The sequence below is a fragment of the Algoriphagus sp. AGSA1 genome, from assembly GCF_021390545.1.
Lineage (GTDB): Bacteria > Bacteroidota > Bacteroidia > Cytophagales > Cyclobacteriaceae > Algoriphagus.
In genome coordinates this window covers 53,469-79,298 of the sequence record NZ_JAJUWR010000030.1, presented here as the reverse complement: position 1 = coordinate 79,298, position 25,830 = coordinate 53,469, and the positions used below count along the sequence as shown (strand labels likewise).

Below are 25,830 nucleotides of genomic sequence, written 5' to 3'. Positions count from 1 at the left end.
TTCAATGCAAAAATCAAGGCATTCAGGGCTCAGTTCAGAGGTGTCACCAACATTGAATTCTTCCTGTTCAGACTATCAAATATCTATGCTTAAAATAACCAGCTCCCCAGCTATTCCGGCTGATCCTTAAATGTCAGTCCCTCCTCACTATGCTTTCTGATCCTATACTGGTCGAGATGCAAACAAAAAAGAAAAGCCAACCTTATTTCTAAAGTTGGCTTCAAGTGTAGAGGGTGGGGGATTCGAACCCCCGGTACGCTTTGACACGTACGACAGTTTAGCAAACTGCTGGTTTAAGCCACTCACCCAACCCTCTAGGAATATTTTACCGGCTTAATATCACTTTACAATGCATCTCTCACATGAATTCCCCTAGTTTTCTGATGGTTTTCACCGATAATCCCTTGTAAAGCGATGCAAATATAAACCAAATGATCAGACTTTAACAAATCATTGTCCATTAGGAATTTAATGATTTCATCTTTTGGGCTAATGGGCTGAAAATCAAATAAAATAATTTGGCAATTTGTGCCCGAAAACAAAAAAAATACCCTGTACAGGGTATTTTTTTTGTTTTCGGGTACCCTTAATTTTGGCAATCATTAAAATCCGAGTATATGATAATCCAGACTTCTACCGCACAATTCCTGATCAAAAACTGTGATTCCAAGGTTGGATGTGTCACGGTCAGTTCCGATTCCCTGGAAGAACTCAACCGGTTTTTTGGTTCCTTACAGATCACTTCGTCCCATGAGCGTTGTTTTCCCTATGCGGTTTGTGCATGCAAGCAGGAATTTTCCAATGCCTTGATCCTCATGGTAAAAGAAATAGATTATTCGGACTTTTCGCAGTATGATTTTTCACAGTTCTGATAATGGAATCTTGCTTTTATCGGATTGGGTAGCGGTTTTTGTACATTTATGGTATCCAAAGCAAGCTACTGTCCCCATAGCTTAGAAACCTGTAGTTTTTTTCCAACGCTTCCCCATATACACGTTTCCAGTCCTCCCCGAGTATCGTTGCGATCAATAGGATCAGTGTTGAGCCTGGCTGATGGAAGTTGGTGATCAGACCCCGGACAACCTTGAATTTATAACCTGGGAAAATAAATATCTCGGTACTGCCCATAAGTGTTTCCAGCCCTTTGGTTTCCATGTGGGCAAGAACAGCTTCAAAGGAGGATTGGGGGCTTGGTTGACTCTCCCTTACTTGGTAAGGGAATAGCTTTTCGATATGCAGATCCTCTCCTTTTTTCTCAAGTAACTTTACGCCAAACCAATACAGGCTTTCCAAGGTACGTACAGAAGTGGTGCCTACCGCGACCACTTGGCCCAGGTTGTGCAGTACCTTTACGATAGTATCCCGGGTGACGTGGACCTGCTCACTGTGCATAGGGTGCTCAGTGATCTGGGCAGCCTTGATCGGCTGAAATGTGCCCGCACTCACGTGGAGTGTGACCTGGGCTTGCTGTATTCCTTTGACTTTAAGCTTTTGAAATATTTCCTCTGTAAAGTGCAGACCAGCCGTAGGGGCGGCTACGGCACCTTCTTTTTCCGAATACACGGTTTGGTAGCGAGACTTGTCCTCCGCTATAGGTTTTCGGTTCAAATAAGGGGGGAGAGGAACCTCCCCGCTGGCTTCTACAAGATCCACGAATGCCACCGCCGAATTGTCCCAAGAGAACTCTACCTGGCGGGATTCTCTGTCAATTAATTTTGCATAAAGACTGATCGTGTTTGCCCCGTATTGAACCTGGCCTTTTAAAATTTCCCCGTCTTTCCACTTTTTTGAATTTCCGATCATCGTTTCCCATATCACCGGATGCCGGGCCAGCATGATTTCGGGGATCACTGTAGTGGGAGCAATTGGTTGGAGTAAAAAAATCTCGATTCTTGCTCCTGTCTCACGCTGGAATATCAACCGCGCCGGGATAACTTTGGTGTCATTGTAAACCAGCAAAGTGTCTGCCGGAAGCAAATCGGGGATATTGTTGAAGCTCAGGTGGGAAATCTTACCTGAATTATACAGCAATAATTTTGAAGCATCCCGGGTCGCCAGTGGGAATTTGGCAATCTTATCTTCGGGTAATGTATATTCGTATTCTCTTAAATCAATTGCGGGGATCTGCATAGGTGCTGTTATTCTGCCTGCAAATATAGCTCAACTCATTTCAAGTATCTGCCTTAACCTTACTTTATCCATGTCCGCTCTAGCCCAAATTACTTTCGATTACATTAAGAGAACCTTGAATTTCAAGTTTGATGCCGGAACCTCCAGGGGCGTATTGAAGACCAAAGAAGTATATTGGATCAAAGCTTTTTTCAAAGGAAAAGCTCAACAAGTGGGTTGGGGAGAAGCTGCTCCATTGGTGAAATTAAGCTTGGATGATAGAGAGGATTTTGGACAAGTTCTTCATGATACCCTTCAGGAACTGTCTCAAGTGAAGTGGGAGATAGATCAAGAAGGCGTATTGGTCCAATTGAGCAAATTAATACCCTTCGGATTGCCTAGTTTAAGGTTTGCCCTGGAAACAGCTGTGCTGGATTTGTTGAACGGGGGTGAAAAGAAGATTTTCGAAGGGGATTTTGCAGCGGGAAACAAGGCCATTCCCATCAACGGATTGATATGGATGGGGAAAAAAGACTTTATGATGGCGCAGATCGAGGAGAAATTGGAAGAAGGGTTTGACTGCCTCAAAATGAAAATCGGGGCTATAGATTTTCGGCAGGAGTTGGGGTTGCTGGAGTATATACGCACTCGGTTCTCCAAAGATGAAATAGTTTTAAGAGTGGATGCGAACGGAGCTTTTGCTGTGGAAGAAGCCACAGCAAAATTGGATCAACTTGCAAAGTATGACCTGCACAGCATAGAGCAGCCGATTAGAGCGGGAAACCGGGATGCCATGAAGGAGCTTTGCGCGACCACTCCACTGCCCATAGCGCTCGATGAAGAATTGATAGGAGTGGAGGACAAGGTTGGTCTGCTGGATGCTATACAGCCACAGCATATTATACTTAAGCCAACCTTGTTAGGCGGGATATTGGAGACCCAAGAATGGATCGCTCTCGCTGAGGAACGGGGGATAGGATGGTGGTTGACTTCTGCACTGGAGAGCAACATTGGGCTTAATGCCATCTCCCAATTTGCGGATTATTTAGGAGCTGGTATTCCACAAGGACTGGGTACTGGTAAGTTATACAGCAACAACCTAGAATCTCCCCTGGAGATTACTCAAGGGCATATCAGATATAACCCAGCCCTTGTGTGGGAAGAGCCTTCTTAGTCACCAAGTCTGAACAGATATACGGGTTTGTGGACTTTTACCTTCATGGAAGTCTGGCTGAGTTCTCCACTTTCTTCATTCCGTTCGAATACCACAATATCATTGCTTGCCTGATTGGCGGAAAGAAGATATTTGCCATCTGCGGTCAGATTGAAGTTTCGGGGCATTTTTCCACCGGAATCTACCTGCTGGACCAGCTGGTGATTTCCCTCACCGTTTTTGGAAAATACAGAAAGCGTATTGGCATCTCCACGATTGGATGCATAGACATGCTTTCCGTCAGGGGAAACCCGCACTTCAGCAGCTCCAACTGCTCCAGGGAATCCATCGGTTACTAGAGATATTCTTTGCTTGGATGCAAGCTTGCCTTCGTTGAAATCCAATACTTCCAGCACAGCTGTCAGTTCCTGCAAGAGAAATACCTCAGCACCATCGGCAGAAAAAACGAGATGCCTAGGGCCATCTCCAGCCTGGGTTTTATAGGTGTTGCTTAAAGTCAGAGGCTCCGGTGCATCCTCGTCAAAAGCATAAACGTAGATCTGATCGGTGCCTAGATCAGCGGCAAGTAGGAATTTTCCGTCAGGGCTAAACACTGTACTATGTACATGGGGAGCGTTTTGTCTATCCTTATTGATACTGCTTCCGGTGTGCTGAATAGTCTGCAGATGAGCCAATTCTCCATTAGGGGCTATTTTATAAGCACTTAGATTACCACCACTGTAATTGGCAACAGTAAGGATTTTTTCATTAGGAGAAAGCGCCAGGTAACAAGGGTGATCTCCAAAACTTGATATTTCGCTAACTTGAGTTAGGCTGTCTTCTCCGTTGGTACGGCTAAAACTAACGACATTTCCACCGGGAACTTTGTTTATTTCCTCCAGGGAATAGACCAAATCCCCTGTAGAATTAGCTACTACAAAAGAAGGGTTTTGGATTCCAGGAAAGATTGTCCGTATGGTCAGTTTGTTTTCCGAGGGGGTGAAATCAAGTTGGTTGATACCCTGGCTCGCCTCCTCTGTATAGGTGCCTACCAAAAAAGAGTAGGTTATTGGAGCTTCGGTCATTTCTGTGGTTTTATCGGTGGAGCAGGCAAGGGAACCCGCAAGTATGGCTGCTGCTAAAAGTGGTTTCTTCATAGCGAAAGATAAAGAATTATCCGAGATACTATATTTGTGTTTTTATTGAAAAATGATTCGTTTGGTTAATAAAAAGAACGTAAATCTGATTATTTGTTAATGAATAGGCAAAAGTCGTTTCGTTTTTTGGAATTTTTACTAATTTGCTCAACCATTAAAAAGGAAGATGAATAATGTACAAAACCTATGATACCCAAGTAGCCAAGCGCTTCACGATTTACAACAGTTTATTTTTAGATCTTCCCTTCAGTGACATTTACCGTACCGGGACATTACTTCCGATTTTGGGTACGGCTTGTCAGGATGGTTTCCAGAAAGGATTGACTCCAAAGGAAATTATTGCAGGGTTTTTCGATGAGTTGATGCCTGACTCTACGGAGTCTCAGCAGTCTGATCTGCTGTTTCAAATGATCCAATATGTAGAAAGGCAAGTGGTGCTGTTTGATTCTATCGAAGATGCCGCTTATGAAAAAATCCATGATCTGAAAGGAAAAGGAACGATTAAAGCACTTATATACCGGACTGATAACGACAATAAACGGGAGGAGCTGATAGAGAAGTTGAAGACTTTCTCAGTGAGGCTTACCCTTACCGCCCACCCTACGCAATTCTATCCTGGAAACGTACTGGCGATTATCACAGACCTGGAAAATGCTATCCGCACGGATGACATAGGTAAAATCAATTCCCTTTTACAGCAATTGGGGAAAACTGGCTTTACCAAGCGTGAAAAACCTACTCCATATGATGAAGCGGTGAGCTTGATCTGGTTTTTGGAGAATATATTCTATGAGAGTATTGCCGATATCATGACCCGCTTACTGGGCTCATTGGACATTTCTCTTCACGATTGGGAAAACCCAGGTTTACTCAAGGTTGGTTTTTGGCCAGGGGGTGACCGGGATGGGAACCCTTTTGTAACCCATACAATAACCAAACAGGTGGCTGACCGTCTGAAAAAATGGGTGCTTAAATGTTATTACCGCGATGTGCGTAAAGTGAGAAGAAGACTCACCTTCAAGCATGTAGAGGAGATCCTGATAAACATCGAGCGTGGCCTATATGCTACCTTATTTGAAAATAACCCGGTTTACCAAAGCAAAGATCAGTTGCTTGCAGACCTCCTTTCTGCCAGGGAAGGCCTGATCAAATACCACGAAGGGCTTTTTCTCGAAGTATTGGACCAGTTTATCCTGAAGGTGAAGATTTTCGGTTTTCATTTCGCGTGCATGGATATGCGACAGGACAGCCGCAAACACGATGCGCTGATAGAGGAGATTTTCCAGCTTCAGGGTAAAAAACTGGAAGGAACCGAAGATGGGCAGATTGCACAGATTATGGGGCTTACGGAATTACCTGAAATCGTGTCTTTTCAGGATCCATTTAACCAGGAGATGCTCCAGTCATTCGGGATAATAGATGCTGTGCAGCAGGAAAATGGAGAGGAAATCCTTAACCGCTACATTATTTCCAATTGCCAATCCAGAAAGCATCTGCTGGAAGTGTTCAAACTTGCCCAGCTGACCCTGGGTGCGGATAAGGAGAATCTACCGTTGGACATTGTGCCGCTGTTTGAGACAATTGACGATCTGGCTGAGGCGCCAGGGATCATGACCAGTCTCTATAAGCTTCCAGAATACAAAAAGCATCTGGAATATAGAGGAAACAAGCAGACGATCATGCTTGGCTTCTCGGACGGGACCAAAGATGGGGGGTACCTACAGGCAAATTGGTCTATTCTTAGAGCCAAGGAGGAGATGACCCGTGTGTCCCGGGAAAACGGAATCGAGGTAGTCTTCTTTGACGGTAGAGGGGGGCCTCCTGCACGTGGAGGGGGTAATATGCATAATTTCTATGCATCTCTCGGAGAAAAAGTGGAAAATTCCGAGATACAGGTGACCATACAGGGGCAGACTATTTCCGCCAATTATGGCAAAGTAGCGTCATGCACCTATAATTTCGAACAACTGCTAAGTGCGGGATTGGAAAATCATCTTTACGTGGGCGCTGATAAGAATCTAAATACTGAACAGCGGGAATTGATCGATGAACTCGCCGGCGAAGCCTATGAATCCTATAAGAAATTCAAGAGTCACCCGAAATTTGTGCCTTACCTGGAGCACGTGACGCCGCTAAAATATTTTGGCAAGACTAACATAGGTTCCAGACCCTTGAAAAGAGGTAAAGGAGAGGGCTTGAAATTTGAAGACCTCCGGGCTATTCCATTTGTAGGCTCATGGGCTCAGATGAAGCAGAATATACCCGGATTCTATGGAGTGGGAACTGCCATAGAGGTTTTGGAAAAGAAAGGCAAATTGGAAGACCTGAAGAAACTGTATGATAATAGCTTATTCTTCCGGGCTCTGCTGGGCAATTCCATGCAGTCCCTGACCAAGTGTTTTTATCCTGCAACTGCTTATTTGAAAGAAGATGAAAATTACGGAGGGCTCTGGGAACTCATGTATGATGAATATCTCAGATCAATTGAGAAATTGAAGGAGGTTTCTTCCATGGACGAATTGATGGGAGATAACAAAGTAATCAAAAAGTCTATAGAAATCCGTGAGCGTATCGTATTGCCGCTGATTACGGTACAGCAATACGCCATCCAAAAAATACTTGAGACAGGCAAATCCTCAGACATTCTTGAAAAGTTGATCTTGCGAAGCATGTTCGGGATAATCAACGCTGCAAGAAACGCAGCATAAGTTTCAAAACCTATCAGCGTAAAACCCCGGCTGATGTTGATTTCAGTCGGGATTTTTTTTTGACATATAAATGTAGCCCCCTCAGATATGCGCAGAAAAAGTCGCTGATGTACGCTGATCTTTTAAATGATTACATGCTATTTTCATCACCGTTTGCGAAGTTTTAATTCAAGAGTGTTTTTGTAAGCCTCAGAGTTCATAAAGGTTTGCGCAGAGGACACGGTGGTCCTGCTTCTCCGGAAGCCGGACTTTACATATTTCTGATAAGAGGAATTACAAATTTATAGAATAGAAGTTTGGACCTTCAAGCTTTTCAACATTACATGACTATTCAACGCCGCGCCGCCGCGAGAAAACAAAATCACAGTTAATTATTTCAAGTAGAATGTTTTTCCTACTCTCTCAATATGCTCAATGAGCCCTTTGTGATCTAATCTATCGAAAATAGAAAGGTCAATTTGATAAGGCAAAAGCAGATCATCTAACTGATTTTCTATTTTGAGGAGCTCTGTGAAAGATAATTCCTCTCCCACCAAAGTCAGATCGATATCAGAATTGGGACGGTATGTTCCCAAGGCTCTTGAACCATACAGCACAGCTTTTTGAATTGCCGGGTGATTTCTAAAAACCTGATGCATTTTTTCAATAGTTTTGTCCGGTAATCCGAAATCCTCACGGGTTTTTAGCTTTGAGCTCATACATTTTGTCTTCCAGTGCTTTGAAAAGTTGATGGTAATTTTCTGTAATCCTAGATGAAATTTCGTCAGCTACAGCTTCATTGTAAGTATGGGATGACTGATTTCGACTTTTAATCATTTCCATCCAGTTTTCTCCATCAGCAATCAAACCCAAGCGAAAGGCTTCCCTTGTTGCATCCCGGGAGCCTGTTATTGATGAATTGCCTTGAAATATCAAATAGTCCTTTAGTAGATTCCAAGACAGTTCATGCGTAAATTCAAAAGCCTGAATAAGTCCTTGTTCTTCCAAATCGCTTAACTCCCGTTCTTTAGAAAGAGAAACAGCCTTTTCAAGTTGACTAAGGGCTTTAGAATAGTTTTCTAGTCGCTGATGCCATCGCACGTCTTGTTCCATCTTTCCAATTTAACCCAAAAAGTCCCTTTTCACCAAAAGGATATAAAAAATCCGAAGTGTTACGGCTCCGGATTTCTCTTTGAATAAGAGTGGAGTATCAAATCGCCTCCATTAGGTCATCTTGTAAGGCTTATATTTACTCCAAACCTTTAAGGTTTTTAAAACCTCAAAGGAAGGTTATCCCAATTTTACCAGACTCTCCTCCAATGCTTTGATTTTGGCCTCAGCATCAGCTTGCTTTTTGCGCTCCATTTCTATGACCTTGGCAGGGGCACCAGCGACAAAGCGCTCATTGCCCAGCTTTTTCATGACGGAATTCAGGAAGCCTTTGGTGTAATCTATCTCCTTCAGGATGTTTTCCTTTTCCTCCTCCACATTGATCGAGTCTCCCATAGGGATAAAACACTCATCAGACTTCACCACAAAGCTGATCGAATTGGCTGCTTTCTCACCGAAATTAAGCGAAGAAAGATTTGCCAGCTTATTCAAAACAGCCTCGAATCGACCATATAACCCTTCGTTTTTGGCATTGATGGTCAAGTCAAGCGATTCTTTTGGTGACATGCCCTTAGAAGCACGTAGGTTTCGTACCTGAGAAACCACCTCAAAGACCTGATTGGCCTCCTCGATGATCTTGGTGTCAAACCCTTTCTCCTGAGGCCAAGAAGCCAAGATTAAGGATTCTTCGACAGATCTTTCCTTGATCTGATGCCATAGTTCTTCAGAGATAAACGGCATAAATGGATGAAGAATTTTCAGGATATCTTCAAAAAGCGCAATGGTCTTATCGTAAGTCGCCTGATCGATAGGGTGCTGATACTCCGGTTTGATCATCTCCAAATACCAAGAACAGAAATCTCCCCAAACCAACTTATAGGTAGTCATCAAGGCATCGGAAATCCTGAATTTCTCATAGTGCTCGTTGATTTCTACCAAGGCTTGGTTGAATCGGTTTTCAAACCATTCTATACTTGAGGCATTTGCCGAACCGTCAAGGTTTGGATCGATTTCCCAGCCTTTTACCAGGCGGAAGGCATTCCAGATTTTGTTGGCAAAGTTTCTTCCCTGCTCCACCAGTTTGTCATCATAAGGCAAATCATTTCCGGCAGGAGAGGAGAAGAGCATACCTGTACGTACGCCATCTGCTCCGTTCTGTGCGATCAGTTCCAAAGGATCCGGTGAGTTGCCCAGGGATTTGGACATTTTTCTGCCGAGTTTATCGCGGACAATACCTGTCAGATAGACGTTTTTGAAAGGCTTTTCGCCCATGTATTCATAACCTGCAATGATCATTCGTGCCACCCAGAAGAATAAAATCTCCGGTGCTGTCACCAAGTCGCTGGTAGGGTAGTAATATTTCAGTTCTTCATTCGGCTTGCCGGTAGTGAAAACCTCCGGGTCAAAAACCGAAATCGGCCAAAGCCAAGAGCTGAACCAGGTATCCAACACATCTTCATCTTGCTGTAAATCCGCTAAGGTAAATTTGCCGTCAAATTTCTCATTGGCGATTATCAAGGCATCCTCAGCAGTTTTCGCAACCACAAATTCCCCATTTGGAAGGTGGTAAGCCGGAATTCTATGCCCCCACCAGAGCTGACGGGAGATACACCAATCGCGCACATTTTCCATCCAAGAACGGTACATGTTCTTGAATTTAGGCGGATATAACTGGATCACATCATCCATAACTGAGTTAAGTGCCGGTTTGGTGATTTCATCCATTTTCAGGAACCACTGCAAAGAAAGTTTCGGTTCGATCACAGCATCTGTTCTTTCGGAGTGACCTACATTGGACTTGTAATCTTCTATTTTCTCCAACTGGTCTATTTCCTTCAGTTTTTTACCGATCATCTTTCTGGCAATGAAGCGATCTTCACCCACGAGGATTTGAGCTTTTTCATTTAGCGTTCCATCATCATTCAAGATGTCGATCACTTCCAGCTTGTGCTTTAGCCCAAGCTCGTAGTCATTGATGTCATGGGCAGGTGTCACCTTCAGACAGCCTGTACCAAATTCCATGTCCACATATTCATCGGCTATGATGGGAATGGCACGGTCGATCAGTGGAATAATGGCCTTCTTACCTTTTAAATGAGTAAATCGAGGGTCATTTGGATTCACGCAGATCGCCACATCGGCCATGATGGTCTCCGGTCGGGTAGTAGCTATAGTAAGGAATTCATTCTCCGATCCCTCGATCTTATAGTTGATGTAATATAGTTTGGAAGCGATTTCCTTGGTGATCACCTCGTCATCAGATAGGGCGGTTTTGCCTTTGGGATCCCAGTTCACCATGCGGATACCGCGGTAGATTTTTCCCTTTTTGTGCAAGTCCACAAAGACGGATATCACCGCATCGCTTAGTCCCTCGTCCATAGTAAACGCCGTACGGTCCCAGTCGCAGGAGGCTCCCAGTTTTTTCAATTGTTCTAGGATAATCCCCCCGTATTTCTCTTTCCACTCCCAGGCATGCTCCAGGAATTTTTCACGCGTAAGGGACTTTTTGTCTATACCTTGCTCTTTGAGCAGGTTTACTACTTTGGTCTCCGTGGCGATAGAGGCATGGTCAGTACCGGGAACCCAACAGGCATTTTTGCCCTGCATTCTGGCGCGGCGGATCAATACATCCTGAATGGTATTGTTCAGCATATGCCCCATGTGCAAGACGCCGGTGACGTTTGGTGGTGGGATTACGATGGTGTAAGGCTCTTTCGAATGATCAACTTTCGAAGAAAAAAGCTTGTGCTCCATCCAGTAGGAGTACCACTTGGCTTCGGTAGCTGCTGGATCGTATTTGCTGGCAATAGACATAATCAGGAATTAATTGAGCCGCAAAAATAGCGAAAAAGCCAATTTTGGAGGCATGATTGGCGGATCAATTCTGCTTTCATTCTTATTTTACCACAAAGACTACGGAGGATTACGCAGAGAGCGCAGCTTTAGAGTTGTCCTAATTTTGCAGAAGCTGGATTTCCTTAAAGATAGTAAGTGATAGATTCATAGAGTTTGAAAATTACTAATCTGTATTCCATCTCGCTCATGGTCTAAATTTCCGGCATAGATAAGTTTCGCAGCACTTTCAGGAGCTATTTTTTGGAAGTATTTCAAGCCTTAATATGTCTATCAAAATAATCCATTTTGTGTAAATTAGGAATTTAATTCCAAAATTACACAAAATGGATTTGGTTATAAAATAATTTACTGAAAACGAGTGTGTTGGAGGTGTGTTTTTTTGTGTTAACCGTATGTTGATTTGCAACTTTTGCCGGTTTTCCCAATCCCTCCAAGATGAGTATGGTGAAAGCTGTCGTTGAATTTCAAGCCATAGCCCATCATTCTATCAAAGGAAATGTGAGCGAAAAGTATGACCCCGGCAAGTATCCAATACTCATTTTCAAATACCAGTCCGTAGAAAGCGACACCGGCAGCCAGCAATCGATGATGGAAAACATTATAGATAAATGCTCCAATCTTCGGGTTGAATAAATACCCTATCATTCCTACGTCAGGCACTAACAAGAGCGCTGGAAACCACCACCAGGCAAAGTCTAATGTGCTGAATAAATAAATGCTCAGCATAAATATTGCCGCTTCTTCCAATTTTAGTAAGTCTCTCATTTTTAAGTGAATTAGTGTGGTACAAAATTGGGAAGTAGAAGGGAGAGCGCTCTTGATAAATATCAAGAAGTTGGGCTGAGTTGCTTGTTTCTGATTCTGCTGAATGTCTCCGGTGTCATTCCCAGCATAGAGGCGATGTATTGGAGCGGAACCTGGTTGAAAAGCTCCTTATTATGCTCAAAAAAATGAAGATATCGTTCTTCGGCTGTCATGGAAAGGTGGGTAAATACCCTTTCTTCCAGCATAGTGAAGCATTTTGCGATAAACAATTTTTCAAGCTCATGCCAATTGGGAACAATAGTTCCGATGGACTTGTAATCTTCTCCGCTGATGGTGAAAAGCTCAGCATCCGTCAAGGCTTCGATAGTCCAGCGAGCTGGAGTGCCAAAAAGTAAACTGGAAAGATCTGCCACAAAATAACCTGGACTAGAAATCCATTGGGTGACTTCCTTGTCAGGAGTTTGCTTATAGACCCTCAAAATCCCTGATTTGATAAAGCTAAGCTTTTTGCACGGCATCTCGGTTTTCAAGTAGAATTCACCTTTTTTGAGTGTTTCTGATTGAAACCGGGAACTTATCGCTTGCAAACTATCCTCATGCATGACGCCAAAGTAGTTTTTTATGTTTTGTTCGAGGGCTGTCATAATTAGTGTTAAATCATCAATTCAATTAGACCTGTGTTTCTCTTTATATCCTTTTACCCAGGATTAATTTTTCCTTTTCAAAGAAGTGAATAACGAACTCATCGGCGCCAAAAAAGAATTTCACAAGCTCATTGGTAGGATGGCTATTTAGTTTAAACCCCAATAAGCGATAAAATTCCTTCATCCTTTCGATATTCTCTACTCCTAAGTTTCCCAGATTTGTTTTGGTTTCATAGTGTGTGGATTTGTTACGGTTAAATTACAGAGTTTATGGTACTGCTTAATTCTCCTTCGGAGCCTTATTTCAGTAAGAGCATAACTAGTTATTTTTCTAAAGCAATTCAACTCTCCTGAGTCAATAGTTCCATTTAGATTTCTGCAAATTAAAAAAACAACATAGAACTCTATCAATTAGGCATCTTGTAACTTAAAAATCATTCCTATATTTTTAATAATTAATGCTGTTATGACACAAAAGACCAAGCTTCTGTTTTTTTTACTAGCGTCGATAATTCTCTTCCAACATTGTACCCAAAGGGAAAATGTGCCAGAATTACAATTTGATCTTAATGGTGAAAGCAAACTTGCTTTCTTAAACCTGAGTACTTCACCCATGCAGATCAAATTTGAAAAGTGGTCGAGCATTCCTATAGAAGTAACAATTGTGGATACCCTTTTGAATCCTGAGGCAAGTGTTGATATTTATCTTAAAAACCGCAGTATGGATTATGTCCATTTGGATATAAATCAAAGAAACCTTGATGTTTTCATGCTGCCGGGTTCTGTGGACACCTTGACTTTTTTGGACAATGACTCAATTGTTTTTTCAGGTGACCTAAGTCCTATTAATTTGTTCCTTTTCCAAAACGCAAAAAAGAAACTGAGTTTTAATCACCTTAACCAGATAACGGCGATGGCCACCCATGGTGAGAAAGATTATGTGCGTTTGAATGAAGTGAATGATTCTGTTTTAAATATCCGGCTAAACAACCTTGAATTGAATAAATCCCAATTGCCTGATTGGTATGTGAAACTCGAAAAAGAGAGATTGCAATATAGATCTGTGGCAACTAAGCTAAACAGCATTTCTTACAGAAAAGAAATGCTCCAAATGGAGGACAGCATACCTGATGATTTTTTGGCGGATTTGGTTAAATCCGTTCCCTTGGAAAATGAGAAATTTATCGGTGAGTCAAGTTACATGCAATTCTTACATGAATACGCCAATCTAAAAAATCGGGAAAAAAATAAAACTAAAGAAAAAGTGGATAGCTCAGATGAGCCAACGAGTATTTATATGGCCCGGGAAATAGATGAATTGTTTACCGGAAACATCAAAGATGCTTTCTTGGCCTACCGCACAAGTATGATAATTAAGCATGTCAGATCCGAATATGACTCTGCAGTATTAGATTATTTCTCTGACGACCAAATGAGGAATTTTATAAAGGAATATTATTTTTCCAGTGTGGCATTGAAGCCGGGTTCCGGGATGCCATACTTTTTTCTAATAAACGAAAAAGGGGAAGATGTGGAATCAAAGGATTATCTCGGAAATGTAGTATTGGTCAATTTTTGGGCCGATTGGTGTAAACCTTGTATAGAGGAATTCCCATACGAAAATGCTTTGGTAGAAAAATATCACGGCAAACCTGTCAAGATAGTCAATATCTGCCTAGAGACTAAACCTGAGAGGTGGAAAGAATATATCACCAAATATGGTCTGGAAATGGACAATCTTTATGCAGACGAAGTATGGACCAAAAATCTCAAAATCAAATATGATATTAAAGGTATTCCACATTCGGTTCTTATAGACTGGAACGGGAATATTGTGGAAAACAGATCAAAAACTGCAAGCAAAGGGGCTGATGAATTGATTGATAAGCTTTTGGAAGAAATGGAATTATAACCACAAACCAAAAAAAGGGGGAAGCGGATCCCCCATGGGCCTTCTGGCTTTATCAATTTTTCACAATCGGCAGTACAATTCTACTCAGATGCTTTCCACCATGATGAATTGAATTTGTAGCAATGACCCCCTCAGTCTCATCGTAGGTGTTTCCTCCGGTATTCATATTCCTGTCAAAACGGGGGAAGTTGGAGCTGCTTACTTCAATACGGATTCTATGCCCTTTATCAAAGTAATTGGAAGTACTCATCGGGGTCATTTTTACTTCATACACTTTGCCATCTTCCATCCATACTTCCTGGTCATAGCCTTCCCTGTAGCGAACCCGCTGTATCGTTTCATCCAGATTATACGCTTTTCCGTCTGGATACACATCGATGAGCTTGATGGTCACATCGGTGTCTTTGGCATCGGAAGATAGGTAAAGGTAGGACTCAATAAAACCAGAGACTTCAACTCCTTTTTCCAGTATTTCGGAAGTGTACACCAAAATGTCCTCCCGCTTTTCCATCTCACTTTGATCCAGGGAGCCCCCACCTCCGTCGATCGCATTTCCTGTACAACAGACATTTCCCCCGTATGATGTCACAGGATTCATAGGATCATATTGAAACGTATCGGGATTGTCTTTCCTAGGTTTTTTGGAAGTAAGTTTTCCATTTCCATTAAGCGTATTTGCTTCACCATCCGAGTCTAAGTACATGGTGGTCATCACTGCCTCTGCTGGTGGCCATACTTCGGAAGTCTGCCATTTGTTGGAGCCCATGGTGTAGTATTGAACCCGTGGAAGTTCCTGGACGGTGTTACTGTCTTCACCTTTCAGCCACTTGTCAAACCAAGCGGTGATCATTTCGTCGTAATTCAGCCGGGCATCTCCTACGTTGAGCTCACCCACCATGGTGTTTTCTGTGGCACGGGCAAAGGAGCAGTGAAGTACCGGAGCGATGACCAGGTACTGGTTATCTCTTGCCATCTGGGAAACCGCATTCTCACGGGCATGATTGAATAATGCGATGTTTGGCCCGGCTGACACATCAAACCAGGAAACAAACCAAAAACTAGGTTTGTCAAATGGCATGTCGTCATGGTACAAACCTCCTTCAAACCACTTTGGGTCATTTGGTTTTCTGGTGATCATCTCCTCGTAGATTCCCATGGGGCCATGTTGATTTTTGATTATGTCCTGGATAGGGAGATGTGCCAAGGCTTCTTTGGAATCAATCCTTGGATAGGTTGGGGACATATTATAGAACCGCTGGAGCCTCAGCAGATCCTTCTGCTCGATTCCTGTGGGCAGTTTAGGAGCCATGGGGTCATGCTGTACACCATACAGCCAGTTTGTGAAAAGCATCTGTCCGGCACCACCCCGGTACCAGTTACCTTGCTCATTGAAATCTCCTATACGTCCAACTCCTGCACCATATCCTTGAGGAACTAGCGCCGCCAAAGCGGGATGATCCAGTGATGCCACGGCCATCTGCCATTCAGCAGTGGAAGAGCAACCCAATAAACCGATTTTCCCGTTGCTCCAGGCTTGCTTGCTCATCCAATCAAAGGCGTCATTCCCATCTGTAAGCGGCACACCTAGAATGTCCCAGTCACCCTCGGAGAAGTATCGACCCCTTTCGTTTTGTACTACATAGGCATATCCTTTTTTGACCCAGTCCAGGGCAGTCTGCATGGTACGAGTATTCATTTCCCCATTTCCCCAGGTATTGAAATTATAGGGCGTTCGGGAAAAAACGATAGGATATTTTCCCTCAGCTTTGGGACGGTAGATATCCGTGGCCAGCCTCACTCCATCCCGCATGGGCATCATGACTTTCTGGTCAACTATGGCTACTTCTTCGAGTTGGTCTATGATGCTTTTTTCTTGTGCGGAAACAAGCGAGACTGCCATCACCAACAGGAGGGCCAGGAAAATAGTGTAAAGATGTTTCATTTGGGTAAAATTTCTGTTCGGACTAAGTTAGCAAACAGATCATTGAGACCCCAGAGAAAATGATGATTGGTAAAAACGATGCTTAAAAACAAAGACTACTGTTATAATCCAGGGGCCAGGACATGGTACGAAACACGCGAAGCATAGGAGCAACCAAATGCGTGAATGGAGTAGCCATCATTGGAAATTAATTGAAATTTAGATCCGTGTCCCCAATAAGCAAGTAGCCAAAGACTTATGAAGCTGGATAGAATTTACATTTCCCAAGCTTTTCAGTTTACACTTTTCATTTCATACAATAAAGCTAAATTTGCAGTCACAACGATTTTTACCCATGAGCGACAGCCCAACCAACACCCTGAATACCTGGGTGGAAGTACCAAAAAATTCTGATTTTACGATTTATAACCTGCCTTTTGGAGTTTTCCAGAACAAAAGGCTTAGTCCACGTATCGGAGTGGCAATAGGTGACAAGATTGTGGATTTAAGTGTTTTGGATCAGGAAGGGTTCTTTTCAGACATGTTTTTGCCTGAAGGAGTTTTCTTAAATGAATCCTTGAATGAACTGATCGGACTGGGGAAGGTAATTACCAGAAAAATCAGGGAGAGGGTTCAGGATTTGCTCTTGGAAGACAATGAAAAGTTGAGAGACCATTCTGCAAGAGGAAAGGTGATGGTGAACCGGAAGGAAGCAACCATGTTGCTGCCAGTGAAAATCGGTGACTATACGGATTTCTACAGCAGTTTGGAACATGCGGCCAATGTGGGTAAGATGTTTCGTGACCCGGAAAATGCCCTGTTGCCCAATTGGAAACATCTGCCGGTGGGATATCATGGGAGAGCCTCCTCCATCATCGCTTCAGGGACGCCGATCATCCGACCTAAGGGGCAGATGAAGAATCCTGAATCAAATACTCTTGTATTTGGGCCGAGTAAAAAGCTGGACTTCGAACTGGAGCTGGCATTTATCACCGGGAAATCCACCAAGCTTGGCGATTCCGTTTCCACTGCCGATGCAGAGGATTATATTTTTGGTTTTGTGCTGTTCAATGACTGGTCTGCCAGGGATATTCAGGCATGGGAATACGTGCCATTAGGGCCTTTTTTGGGAAAAAACTTTGCCTCTTCCATATCTCCATGGGTGGTGACATTGGAGGCATTGGAACAATTCAGGGAAACAGGACCCCCACAGGAGCCAGAGGTGATGAGTTACCTGAAATGTGATAAACCTCACAGTTTCGATATTCAGTTGGAAGCTTATATCCAGCCAGAAGAAGAAAAAAGCAGCAAAGTCTGCTCTTCAAATTTCAAAGATATGTACTGGAATGTGGCCCAGCAACTTGCTCATCATACGGTCAATGGCTGCAATATCAATGTAGGGGATATGATGGCATCTGGGACCATATCTGGAAAGGAACGAGACTCTTTTGGTTCCATGTTGGAACTTTCATGGAATGGGAGTGAAGTGGTAAAATTGGAATCTGGGACCGAAAGAAAATTTATTGAAGACGGGGATACTGTCCTGATGAGAGGGTTTGCGGAGAAGAACGGTGTCAGAGTAGGTTTTGGAGAATTGAAAACGAAAGTGCTTCCCGCCAAATGATTCGCGGAAAATAATAATTTAAAAACCTGACTTAGTACAAGTCAGGTTTTTTTATACCTCAATTTTTTCAGTGATTCGGCAGGGGAGTTACTTTTGGTAAGTTTTTGATCAATAGGGTATTGTTATGTATTTTATATCCTTTGATCAGCTGGTTCCTATGATGAATGTAGGATTATATTTAATGTGAACGTCTCAGATTTTTCAAAGAGACAAACTATTCTTTTCTATTTCAAACAAACAATTCTTATGGCTAAACTTAGAAACCTGTCTATCACAACTCCCTTGCTTTTTGCTTTACCATTGAAAAGCACCTGGGCGATCAGCCCCGTGGACATCAACAAACCCATCATGGAAGGTGATTGGGAAGGAGCAGGAAGCCTCAAATTCACGAGAGGCTTTGTGCTGGCGAAAAACGATGCGAATTTCCTCTACCTCACGCTGGATGTGGTCTCAGATACCGGCAATGACGCAGGTACCAATGATTACTTTTGGCTTACTTTTGACAACAACCGTGACAGAGCCATCACCTCTAATGTGGATGTGAACTATGGGCTATACCCAGGTCAGCCCAATAAACTTGGAAGGCAGAAATATCTAGGGCCAGGTCGCTGGACTGGCTTGCTTTCCGACTCTTCGAATTCGGCTGTGGTACAGGAATTCGGCCCCAGTCCCAACTCAGAGGTGTCGCACCGCATCTGGAAATTCAGAATAGAGCTGAGTGAGATAAACGTCGCCCTCTCCTGGCCATTGAGTACTCCATATACATATTTTGGATTTAGGGTCAAATCCAGTAACCCTGCGTTTACCACTGACTTTCCGGGAAATTTTTATAAGGATTTTACCAAACTTCGACAGTTGGTATTAAGTAGAAAGCCTAGCATTCCCACCAAAGATCTAGGGCCAATCATAGGCAGTATAGGTCTGATCCCAACGACTAAAATCAATGCCCAAGGCCGGGCCACTACAGATTCAGGTTATTATCATTTTGTGGAAAATGCGGCGTTCGGAGGCACATTGAACTTAATCGGAAACCGTACTAAGTTACAGTCATTGTATTCAGCGGGTAACCGGAAGTACTTGGTGGAAATAGCACCTCCGGGAGGTAGTTTTTCCAAGTTGATAAGCAATTGGTCAAATTACCGTTGGAACGGAAGTACATACGTTTTGGAATCCTTCGCTCCGTCCTCCTTCGGATACTATCAGCTGGCCAATCCAGCTTCAGAATATTCTATTGATGATTTATTGATACAGTTTCCTACTTCTGGCCTGCTCCCAGGACTTTACAGGGTGAAAATCACCTTTTTCGTAGGGACGAGCTATAATGTGTTGGAAAGCCAAGAGGAGAAAATCTTTATAGATAATCACGTGCCTGCAACTATCATTGAGAGTGTGAAACATGGCTCCAGTGAAGTTTCAGCCTGTGCCATTGAGACCATAGGCGCGGCTCCAGACGGATTGAATTTCAGGATTACGGCAAATGATCCTGAAGGTAATCTTCGGGGGGTGAGTTTCTATGCTACGTATGGGGATGGGCTTTCTGCGGGCATATATTCAGAAAATTATGCTCCTGCGATGGGCAATTGGACAGGTTTTACCAATAAACTGGTTCCTGCTTTGGGAAACTGGAGACCTCCCCAATCCTGCGCATACAGTTTTGTGTTGACTGCCTCTGCCCGGACCACAGATGGGTATAAGTGGATTGGTAGAAGTACCATTCACAGGAACTTGACCTTATTGCTTGGATAAAATTAAATGGTTCTATTAGGGAAAGCCACTTCTGCTTAGGAGTGGCTTTTTATTGTTTTACCACTATGGTCACTGAGGTTTCACAGAGGGCGCAGGTTAGTATTGTCCTACTCCTGCGGAAGCTGGATTTGCTAATCATCTTTTCTCTTCGGATGATTTTTACCAGATGTCTTATATATCAAAAATCCTACCCCAACGACAATATGTAAGATTACTATCCCGACCATACTATAGATAAATGCGTTGCTCGTCAGAAGCTTAAGCTAGTGATTATGCCTATAATTAAAAAGCCATCCGAATACTCAGATGGCTTTTGCGATTTGGGAAGTTTGGAATCTTAAATCTTATTTAAACCCGATTTCTTCCAGTCCTTTATGGCTGATTTTGATGGCTTCCATAGGATCCAAACCAAACGTCTGATCTTGCTCTACCAGATAGAATTCCATTCCTGATTTTTCTTTTTCGGCCAAAATTCTTTTGAAATCAATGTTTCCAGTGCCAACAGGAGCAAAGTTTCCTTCGTCATTCATATCTTTCACATGCCATGCAATAAATCTTCCAGGGTATTTTTCGAAATAGGTCAAAGGATCTGCTTCGGCTTTGTTCACCCAAAAAAGATCCATCTGAAAGTTTACATGCTTGGGATCACATTTTTCCAAAAGCAGCTCTTCGATGATTGTTCCATCTTCCATTGCTTTGAACTCAAAGTCATGGTTATGATAAAGGAGCTTGATTCCTGCATTGGTGCATTTTTCCCCTAGGGTGTTCATAATAGTAACCAATTCATCAGGAGTTCCCTTCATGCCCATGCCTTCCGGGCCAAACGTGAACATACCCATTGGTGGTACCGGGATCACAAAATACTCAATTCCCGCGGCCTTCACATCGGCGATCAGTTGATCTGCATTATCCATGTTTACCATGCCCATATGGGCGCTTTTGACGGTCATACCGAGTGATTCTACGTAAGATTTAAACTCGGCAGGTGCCATACCGTAGAATTTGCCATCTTCATAATTTGCTGCCTCAACGTAAGCATAGCCTGCATCGGCTACAGTCTGTAATGTACTTTTTGGGTTGTTTGCCATGGAATCCCGTACCGTATAAAGGGCTAATCCCCCGAAATTGGAAGGTGCTGCTTCTGTTACTTCTGCTGTCTCTACTACTTCTTTATTTCCTGATTTGCTGCTACAAGCTGTGAAACCCAGAGTTAAGGCTAGAAGAAAGCTGATACTAAGGTCTAAGTGTTTTTTCATTTTAGATTAGGTTTTTTACGGAGTCCAAGTTAGCTAAATCACCGCAATATTATATGTCTGGACTGATATACTGCGAGCCACCCTCATTTATCCTGCTTTTGGTTTCTTCAAATCGATCAAGGCAATCATTGAGTGGATTGCCTACTGTATGTATGCATTCACAAAATTCAAATCCGGCTTCCTCATTCCCTCTATCAATGAATTGTGATTTACAATCCTTCAGGGAATTCATGGGCATGACCTCATGCCCATAAAAGGAGAACCATATGACGAAGACCATGGTGGAAATCACTCCCGCAAAAAACAAAACCGGGAATTTATTCTCGTATTTCGCAGGTTTTGCTAAACTGACCCCTTTCGAATATCGGCTGAAGGGCAATAGGTATCTAAGTTTATCATAGTGCCAGACTAGCAGGTAGAGGTTGGCCAAGACCATCAAAGGAGAGGTCATGTAGGATCCAACAAAACGAACCGCATAAGATAAGATCCAGATATTTAGGATGATGGGGAAATATATCAACGCTCCTAAAAACACTGTGCCTGGTATAAGAAGTAAGATCCCCGCCAACACTTGCGCATAACCAATGAAGGTATAATAATACCCGGTATGATGCAATGCCTCCAAATAGGCTCCCATAGGGTGTATTTCCGATAGACCACTGGCAAATCGTTCTCCGAGAATTTTGACCATACCTGCTACTATAAATGCATAGGCGAGCAGAATTCGGCAAACGATTTGAAAAATCCAGTGCCATCGGTTTTTCTTAATGCTGAAATAATATGTGTCCAGTCTTTCAGACAAACATGAAATCTTCATTTGGCTTCAAAATATATGGCTTTCAAATAGGAGATATTAAATTTAGTTTTTATACCAATCAATTTTCCTTGATATAAACATAGTAGCAGCAAGCGCCACGAATAATCCAATACTTCCAATCAACAAAGCATAGTCTTGTTGCTTGATGATTACAAATATGAATATGTAAAACAGGGATAGTATTCCCGTGAAAATCCCGGTTGTTTTAAGTTGGGAAAATATGCTTTTGGAATATAAGGACAGAAGCCCCACTGTAGCTATACTGGCAATGAGATAGGCAGTCGAAAAGCCTAAATGCTCAGAAAGTGCGATTAACAAAGTATAGTATAAAACTAACCCGAATCCGACTAAAGTATATTGAAGTGGGTGGATTCTCTGCTTGGTGAAGGTTTCCATTAGGAATAATGCCAGAAAACTCAACGTGATGATCAGTACCGCATACTTGGAAGTTCTAATACTTTGTTGATATTGATCTACCGGCATTTTGAGGCTGAGACCAAAGGAGCTATCCTGAAAATCCGGTAATGAGTTGGTGAATTCCTGCCCAAATGGTCTGTTGAAATGCAGGATTTTCCAGGTGCTTTCGAATCCATCGTTGTTCAGTGTCCTGTCTTCCGGCAAAAAATCACCCTGAAAGCTTGGGTTAGGCCAGTTGCCGGTAAGTTTTAGTTCGGTGGTTTTACCTAAAGGAACAAAATGGAAATCTTTGCTTCCTTTGAGTTTGATTTTCCCTGAAATTGTAAAGTCCTTTGATGCAGAATCAAGTGATACGGGAAATTGAAGTCCCTTTAGGTTAGTCTGTGTATCGGTAAATGGCTCTGAAATAAGCGGAACATTATTGAGCGTTATATCAGGATTTTCACCTATTCCCCTAAGGTCACTGACGGAAATCAAGAACGATGCCTGGTCCCAAAGTACCTGTTCGGCAGTGATATCCAGTTTTTCGAGCGCAATGGAGCCAAAGTCAGCTTTGAGCTGAATGTCGCTTTGATAAACCGCCACATCGAAAATTCCCCGATGAAGGGATTCTGCTTGAAGGTCTCCCGTGATATCCAATAGATCGGGTAAGAAATAGGCGGTTTTCAGCTCCTTTATTAGTTTATTCTCTCCATTGCTATGTACTTCTCTGTAGTGGTGATAGGGGAGGGCCAAATAGGGGCCGATTACGGTCTGAGATCTAGACCATTTACCTGTTACCTCATTTTCAGTTTCTTCCAGCCTTGCCTGTCTCTCATTGATCAGGTCAGTAGTCAGTGCTTGGGGGATCAACAGAATTAGGGCGATAAAGCCGATGACCAGTAGCTTTAAACTGGTGGATTTAGAAATCCAATCCTGGAATTTCTCAAGCAATGAAAGGTTTGTGTTTGTTTCCATAGTGTAGTTGTTAAAGGTAAAGGAGTGATTTTTGAAGATGTCAAGATGTTTCCAGCAGGCCCGACTGCGGTGGGCATGGTCCGTCTCCCGTAGGAAAGGATACCCTGCTTCAAGTAGGTTTTTACGCTTCAGTGATTCGGTGGATTAATCCCAATGCCCTGTAATACTGAAAGCCAAGACAGCAGAGACCCAGATTGTGATGAAATAAATAATGACACTGAACACAATGGCAGCGAGCTTTTTGCCTTTTGTGGTAAACCAGACAAAGCCCATCAGATAGAAGAATAAGCCTCCGAAAATCCCACCAGTAGGAATAATTGTCAGTGGAATCAACATCCAGGTTTTGAAGAGCTCTTCTTTTGTCAGAATAATGAAACTGAGCCATGATAGCGGAATTCCCGCTCCGATGAGTCCAGCGATTAGTGCAGGTTTTGCTTTGATGCCTTGTAGAAATTTGATTTCTGTTTTCATGATTCAAGAGTTTGGAAAGTACTTTGAGATTCAAAGTGAATGAGTAAATTTTTTTAGCTTTTGTTTTCCTGTATTAAATTTTCGAGGAATTTCAGATGCTCTTGAAAAGCCAGCTTGCCTGCTTTGGTTGCTGAATAATTGGTCATCGGCTTTCTTCCTACAAATGATTTGTTCACTGAGATGTATTCCTGCTTTTCCAGATTTCTCAAATGAGAAGCCAGATTCCCATCAGTTACCTCCAAGATTTCCTTGAAGGAATTAAAGTCATACTCGGCATTGACCATCAAGATGGACATCACACGGAGTCTAACCACATTCTCAAATGCCTTATCGTAAGTTCCCTTCACGTTATCGGTCATATTTGTAGTACATCATCGCTCCATAGATGATGTGTAGTACACCAAAGCCTAAAGCCCAAAATATGAGCCCGTAGCCCGGAAAGAAAACTGAAAGTACTCCCAAGGCTAATTCACAGTACCCAAGGTATTTAATATCGCTAAGTGTGAAATGTGAAGCATTGATTAGCGCCAAACCATAAAAAATCAAAGTGGCAGGAGCAATAATGATGGTGTATCCCCGGAGAAAGAGGGCGATGCAAAAAAAGCCGCCTACCAATAGAGGTATTAGCAATGCTTTTACAAACCGTTTCCCGGCCGGGCTCCATAGTTTACTGGAATTTCTTTGGCTCTTTTGCTGGCTCAAGACCAAGGCAGTGGCAATAGAAAATACCAAAACTACACAAGCTGTAACAACTAGCTTGGTGAGGGTTGCCATATCCAGTATATAAGTCGTTCGGAATCCGTAAGGTGGATTAGGATAATAAATCCAGGCATATGCCATCCCAACAGCAATAAGTGCATAGGTGCCTGCTAAAATTCCAGAAAGTCCACTGAGTGACAGAAAGCGGGTGCTCCGCTCCATCATGGATTTGATTTCGGCAAGTTCTTGTTCCGGTTTTCTCATATTTAAAAGTACTTTGAATTACAAAGTAAATTTAAATAATTTATATTTCAATGCTCTCCGAAAAAAAAAAGTTAGAAAATTTTTGAATTATTCTTAATCCTCTTCAGGAATCGCCATTGTATGATTTCCGACGAGGAGGCATTTTCCCCCAATCCCTACATAAGTTCGCATAAAATGATACCTAGTAGGAGATGGATCCCGGTCAACTACAGTGAATCCAGTGACGATGGCTGTGTTTCCTGTAATCATCACTTCTACGTTGCTTTGGGTCCTGGATCGTGTATCGGAAGTCCCTTTCGAGACTTGTATCTCAGCCCGCTTGACCACAGCATCTTTGGTGTCGATCATGGAAGCATGATTATGCACCCAAATGAAATCTTCTGCCAAGATATTCTTGAAAAATTCAGGGTCAGGATCCAGGTTATTGGCCTCCCATTGAGCGTCCAGGGACTTAATAGATTGTACTGTCATGCATTTTTGCTGGGCAGAAACAGTAAGACCCATCAGCAAAATGACCGATAGTATAATTAGGTGTCTCAATTTATCAGGATTGTTTGTTAAGGGATAAATATATTGATTTTCATGGGATTTTTAATCCTGAAAAATTAATTGCTTTCGATCAATTCATCCTGATAAATACTAGGAAGGAATTATCTGCAGCATTATTTTGGTGAAATAAATTTTGGACAACAATGGAAGAACAAGAAACGTCCACGGAACAGACCCCAAAACGAAAATCAGTATGGAATGTGGATAAGATCATAGGATTAAGTGCTGTGGTAGTCAGTCTTGCAGCGTGCTTGTTAATAGCCTACCAGACATTTTTGATGCGTGAACAGCAATTGCTTTCCGTTCTCCCTCATCTTTCTCTCGGAAATGAAGGATCCTATACCCCAAATTTTAGATATGTACTCAGCAACTATGGAATCGGTCCTGCTTTCATTGAGGATATTAAAATTATCTATAAGGGGGAAGTTGCATCTGCTCAAGATATCGCGGCTTTTTTTATACAGAACTCCAATGAGATTGAAAATCTTCACAGTGTTCTTCATACCAATGTTTTCCCTGGAATGTTGATTCCCGCCGGTTCTGATATTGCCATTTTTGAGGTTGCCAATTCCAAAGATGACGCCGCAAAACTGCATGAAGTTATGAACTCATATTATAAGGAAGGATTACGTTTTGAGATTATTTATACCTCAGTCTATGGAGAGCGATGGAAAATAACCGAGAGCTCCCTTTCTCCTGAGAAATTATAGGATAGA

The 25,830-nt window shown here is 42.6% G+C and carries 22 protein-coding genes and 1 tRNA gene; 7 read left to right on the top strand and 16 right to left on the bottom strand.

Annotation, left to right across the window (positions count from 1 at the left end; translation table 11 throughout):
• Positions 1-227: 227 nt before the first annotated feature.
• Positions 228-316 (bottom strand) — tRNA-Ser (locus LZF95_RS20820).
• A 301-nt stretch (positions 317-617) separates the two neighbouring features.
• Between LZF95_RS20820 and LZF95_RS20815 the strand changes: the two genes are divergently transcribed.
• Entirely contained in the window at positions 618-872 is a 255-nt protein-coding gene (locus LZF95_RS20815) for a hypothetical protein (protein WP_233757090.1), read from the top strand.
• 46 nt (positions 873-918) lie between these two features.
• Here LZF95_RS20815 and LZF95_RS20810 read toward each other — a convergent pair whose 3' ends face one another.
• A complete protein-coding gene (locus LZF95_RS20810) occupies positions 919-2,130 on the bottom strand; it encodes an S-adenosylmethionine:tRNA ribosyltransferase-isomerase (protein ID WP_233757089.1) in 1,212 nt (403 codons plus the stop codon).
• 70 nt (positions 2,131-2,200) lie between these two features.
• Here LZF95_RS20810 and LZF95_RS20805 point away from each other — a divergent pair, with 70 nt between their 5' ends.
• The gene (locus LZF95_RS20805; protein ID WP_233757088.1) at positions 2,201-3,283 is read left to right on the top strand and encodes an o-succinylbenzoate synthase; all 1,083 of its coding nucleotides are present in this window, start codon (positions 2,201-2,203) and stop codon (positions 3,281-3,283) included.
• On the opposite strand, the gene LZF95_RS20800 is transcribed toward LZF95_RS20805, so the two are convergent.
• Complete coding sequence (locus LZF95_RS20800; protein WP_233757086.1) at positions 3,280-4,419, bottom strand: lactonase family protein; 1,140 nt, start codon at positions 4,417-4,419, stop codon at positions 3,280-3,282. The two genes, LZF95_RS20805 and LZF95_RS20800, sit on opposite strands and share 4 nt — an antisense overlap.
• A 173-nt stretch (positions 4,420-4,592) precedes the next feature.
• Here LZF95_RS20800 and LZF95_RS20795 point away from each other — a divergent pair, with 173 nt between their 5' ends.
• Positions 4,593-7,127, top strand: coding sequence for a phosphoenolpyruvate carboxylase (locus LZF95_RS20795; protein ID WP_233757085.1), 2,535 nt, complete (start codon positions 4,593-4,595; stop codon positions 7,125-7,127).
• 371 nt (positions 7,128-7,498) lie between these two features.
• On the opposite strand, the gene LZF95_RS20790 is transcribed toward LZF95_RS20795, so the two are convergent.
• From LZF95_RS20790 to LZF95_RS20770, 5 genes are all read right to left on the bottom strand, one after another.
• Positions 7,499-7,825 carry a nucleotidyltransferase domain-containing protein gene (locus tag LZF95_RS20790; protein WP_233757083.1) on the bottom strand — a complete coding sequence of 109 codons (327 nt, stop codon included), beginning with the start codon at positions 7,823-7,825 and terminating at the stop codon, positions 7,499-7,501.
• Complete coding sequence (locus LZF95_RS20785) at positions 7,800-8,219, bottom strand: nucleotidyltransferase substrate binding protein (protein WP_233757081.1); 420 nt, start codon at positions 8,217-8,219, stop codon at positions 7,800-7,802. Before LZF95_RS20785 ends, LZF95_RS20790 begins: the two co-directional genes overlap by 26 nt.
• Positions 8,220-8,396: 177 nt before the next feature.
• The gene (locus LZF95_RS20780; protein ID WP_233757079.1) at positions 8,397-11,030 is read right to left on the bottom strand and encodes a valine--tRNA ligase; all 2,634 of its coding nucleotides are present in this window, start codon (positions 11,028-11,030) and stop codon (positions 8,397-8,399) included.
• A gap of 426 nt (positions 11,031-11,456) precedes the next feature.
• Positions 11,457-11,837 (bottom strand): DUF4260 domain-containing protein, encoded by a 381-nt coding sequence (locus LZF95_RS20775; RefSeq protein WP_233757078.1) that lies wholly within the window; start codon positions 11,835-11,837, stop codon positions 11,457-11,459.
• Between the two features lie 62 nt (positions 11,838-11,899).
• Complete coding sequence (locus tag LZF95_RS20770) at positions 11,900-12,481, bottom strand: Crp/Fnr family transcriptional regulator (protein WP_233757076.1); 582 nt, start codon at positions 12,479-12,481, stop codon at positions 11,900-11,902.
• Positions 12,482-13,094: 613 nt separating this feature from the next.
• Here LZF95_RS20770 and LZF95_RS20765 point away from each other — a divergent pair.
• Positions 13,095-14,393 (top strand): TlpA disulfide reductase family protein, encoded by a 1,299-nt coding sequence (locus tag LZF95_RS20765; protein WP_233757074.1) that lies wholly within the window; start codon positions 13,095-13,097, stop codon positions 14,391-14,393.
• A 52-nt stretch (positions 14,394-14,445) separates the two neighbouring features.
• Here the strand turns inward: LZF95_RS20765 and LZF95_RS20760 are convergent, their stop codons facing one another.
• Positions 14,446-16,335, bottom strand: coding sequence for a CocE/NonD family hydrolase (locus tag LZF95_RS20760; protein ID WP_233757072.1), 1,890 nt, complete (start codon positions 16,333-16,335; stop codon positions 14,446-14,448).
• Between the two features lie 334 nt (positions 16,336-16,669).
• Between LZF95_RS20760 and fahA the strand changes: the two genes are divergently transcribed.
• The gene (fahA, locus tag LZF95_RS20755; RefSeq protein WP_233757070.1) at positions 16,670-17,938 is read left to right on the top strand and encodes a fumarylacetoacetase; all 1,269 of its coding nucleotides are present in this window, start codon (positions 16,670-16,672) and stop codon (positions 17,936-17,938) included.
• Positions 17,939-18,184: 246 nt separating this feature from the next.
• Positions 18,185-19,684, top strand: coding sequence for a hypothetical protein (locus tag LZF95_RS20750; protein WP_233757068.1), 1,500 nt, complete (start codon positions 18,185-18,187; stop codon positions 19,682-19,684).
• A gap of 344 nt (positions 19,685-20,028) precedes the next feature.
• Here the strand turns inward: LZF95_RS20750 and LZF95_RS20745 are convergent, their stop codons facing one another.
• From LZF95_RS20745 to LZF95_RS20715, 7 genes are all read right to left on the bottom strand, one after another.
• A complete protein-coding gene (locus tag LZF95_RS20745) occupies positions 20,029-20,940 on the bottom strand; it encodes a sugar phosphate isomerase/epimerase (RefSeq protein ID WP_233757067.1) in 912 nt (303 codons plus the stop codon).
• Between the two features lie 49 nt (positions 20,941-20,989).
• Positions 20,990-21,757 carry a DoxX family protein gene (locus LZF95_RS20740; RefSeq protein ID WP_233757065.1) on the bottom strand — a complete coding sequence of 256 codons (768 nt, stop codon included), beginning with the start codon at positions 21,755-21,757 and terminating at the stop codon, positions 20,990-20,992.
• A 42-nt stretch (positions 21,758-21,799) separates the two neighbouring features.
• The gene (gene creD, locus LZF95_RS20735; protein WP_233757063.1) at positions 21,800-23,131 is read right to left on the bottom strand and encodes a cell envelope integrity protein CreD; all 1,332 of its coding nucleotides are present in this window, start codon (positions 23,129-23,131) and stop codon (positions 21,800-21,802) included.
• A gap of 144 nt (positions 23,132-23,275) precedes the next feature.
• A complete protein-coding gene (locus LZF95_RS20730) occupies positions 23,276-23,602 on the bottom strand; it encodes a hypothetical protein (RefSeq protein WP_233757061.1) in 327 nt (108 codons plus the stop codon).
• Positions 23,603-23,655: 53 nt separating this feature from the next.
• Entirely contained in the window at positions 23,656-23,961 is a 306-nt protein-coding gene (locus LZF95_RS20725; RefSeq protein ID WP_233757059.1) for a transcriptional regulator, read from the bottom strand.
• The gene (locus LZF95_RS20720) at positions 23,951-24,565 is read right to left on the bottom strand and encodes a hypothetical protein (RefSeq protein ID WP_233757058.1); all 615 of its coding nucleotides are present in this window, start codon (positions 24,563-24,565) and stop codon (positions 23,951-23,953) included. The genes LZF95_RS20725 and LZF95_RS20720 overlap by 11 nt, the downstream gene beginning before the upstream one ends.
• Positions 24,566-24,658: 93 nt before the next feature.
• Positions 24,659-25,105, bottom strand: a complete 447-nt coding sequence (locus LZF95_RS20715) for a nuclear transport factor 2 family protein (protein ID WP_233757056.1) — start codon at positions 25,103-25,105, stop codon at positions 24,659-24,661.
• A 152-nt stretch (positions 25,106-25,257) separates the two neighbouring features.
• Between LZF95_RS20715 and LZF95_RS20710 the strand changes: the two genes are divergently transcribed.
• A complete protein-coding gene (locus tag LZF95_RS20710; protein ID WP_233757054.1) occupies positions 25,258-25,824 on the top strand; it encodes a hypothetical protein in 567 nt (188 codons plus the stop codon).
• The last annotated feature ends 6 nt before the right edge of the window (positions 25,825-25,830 follow it).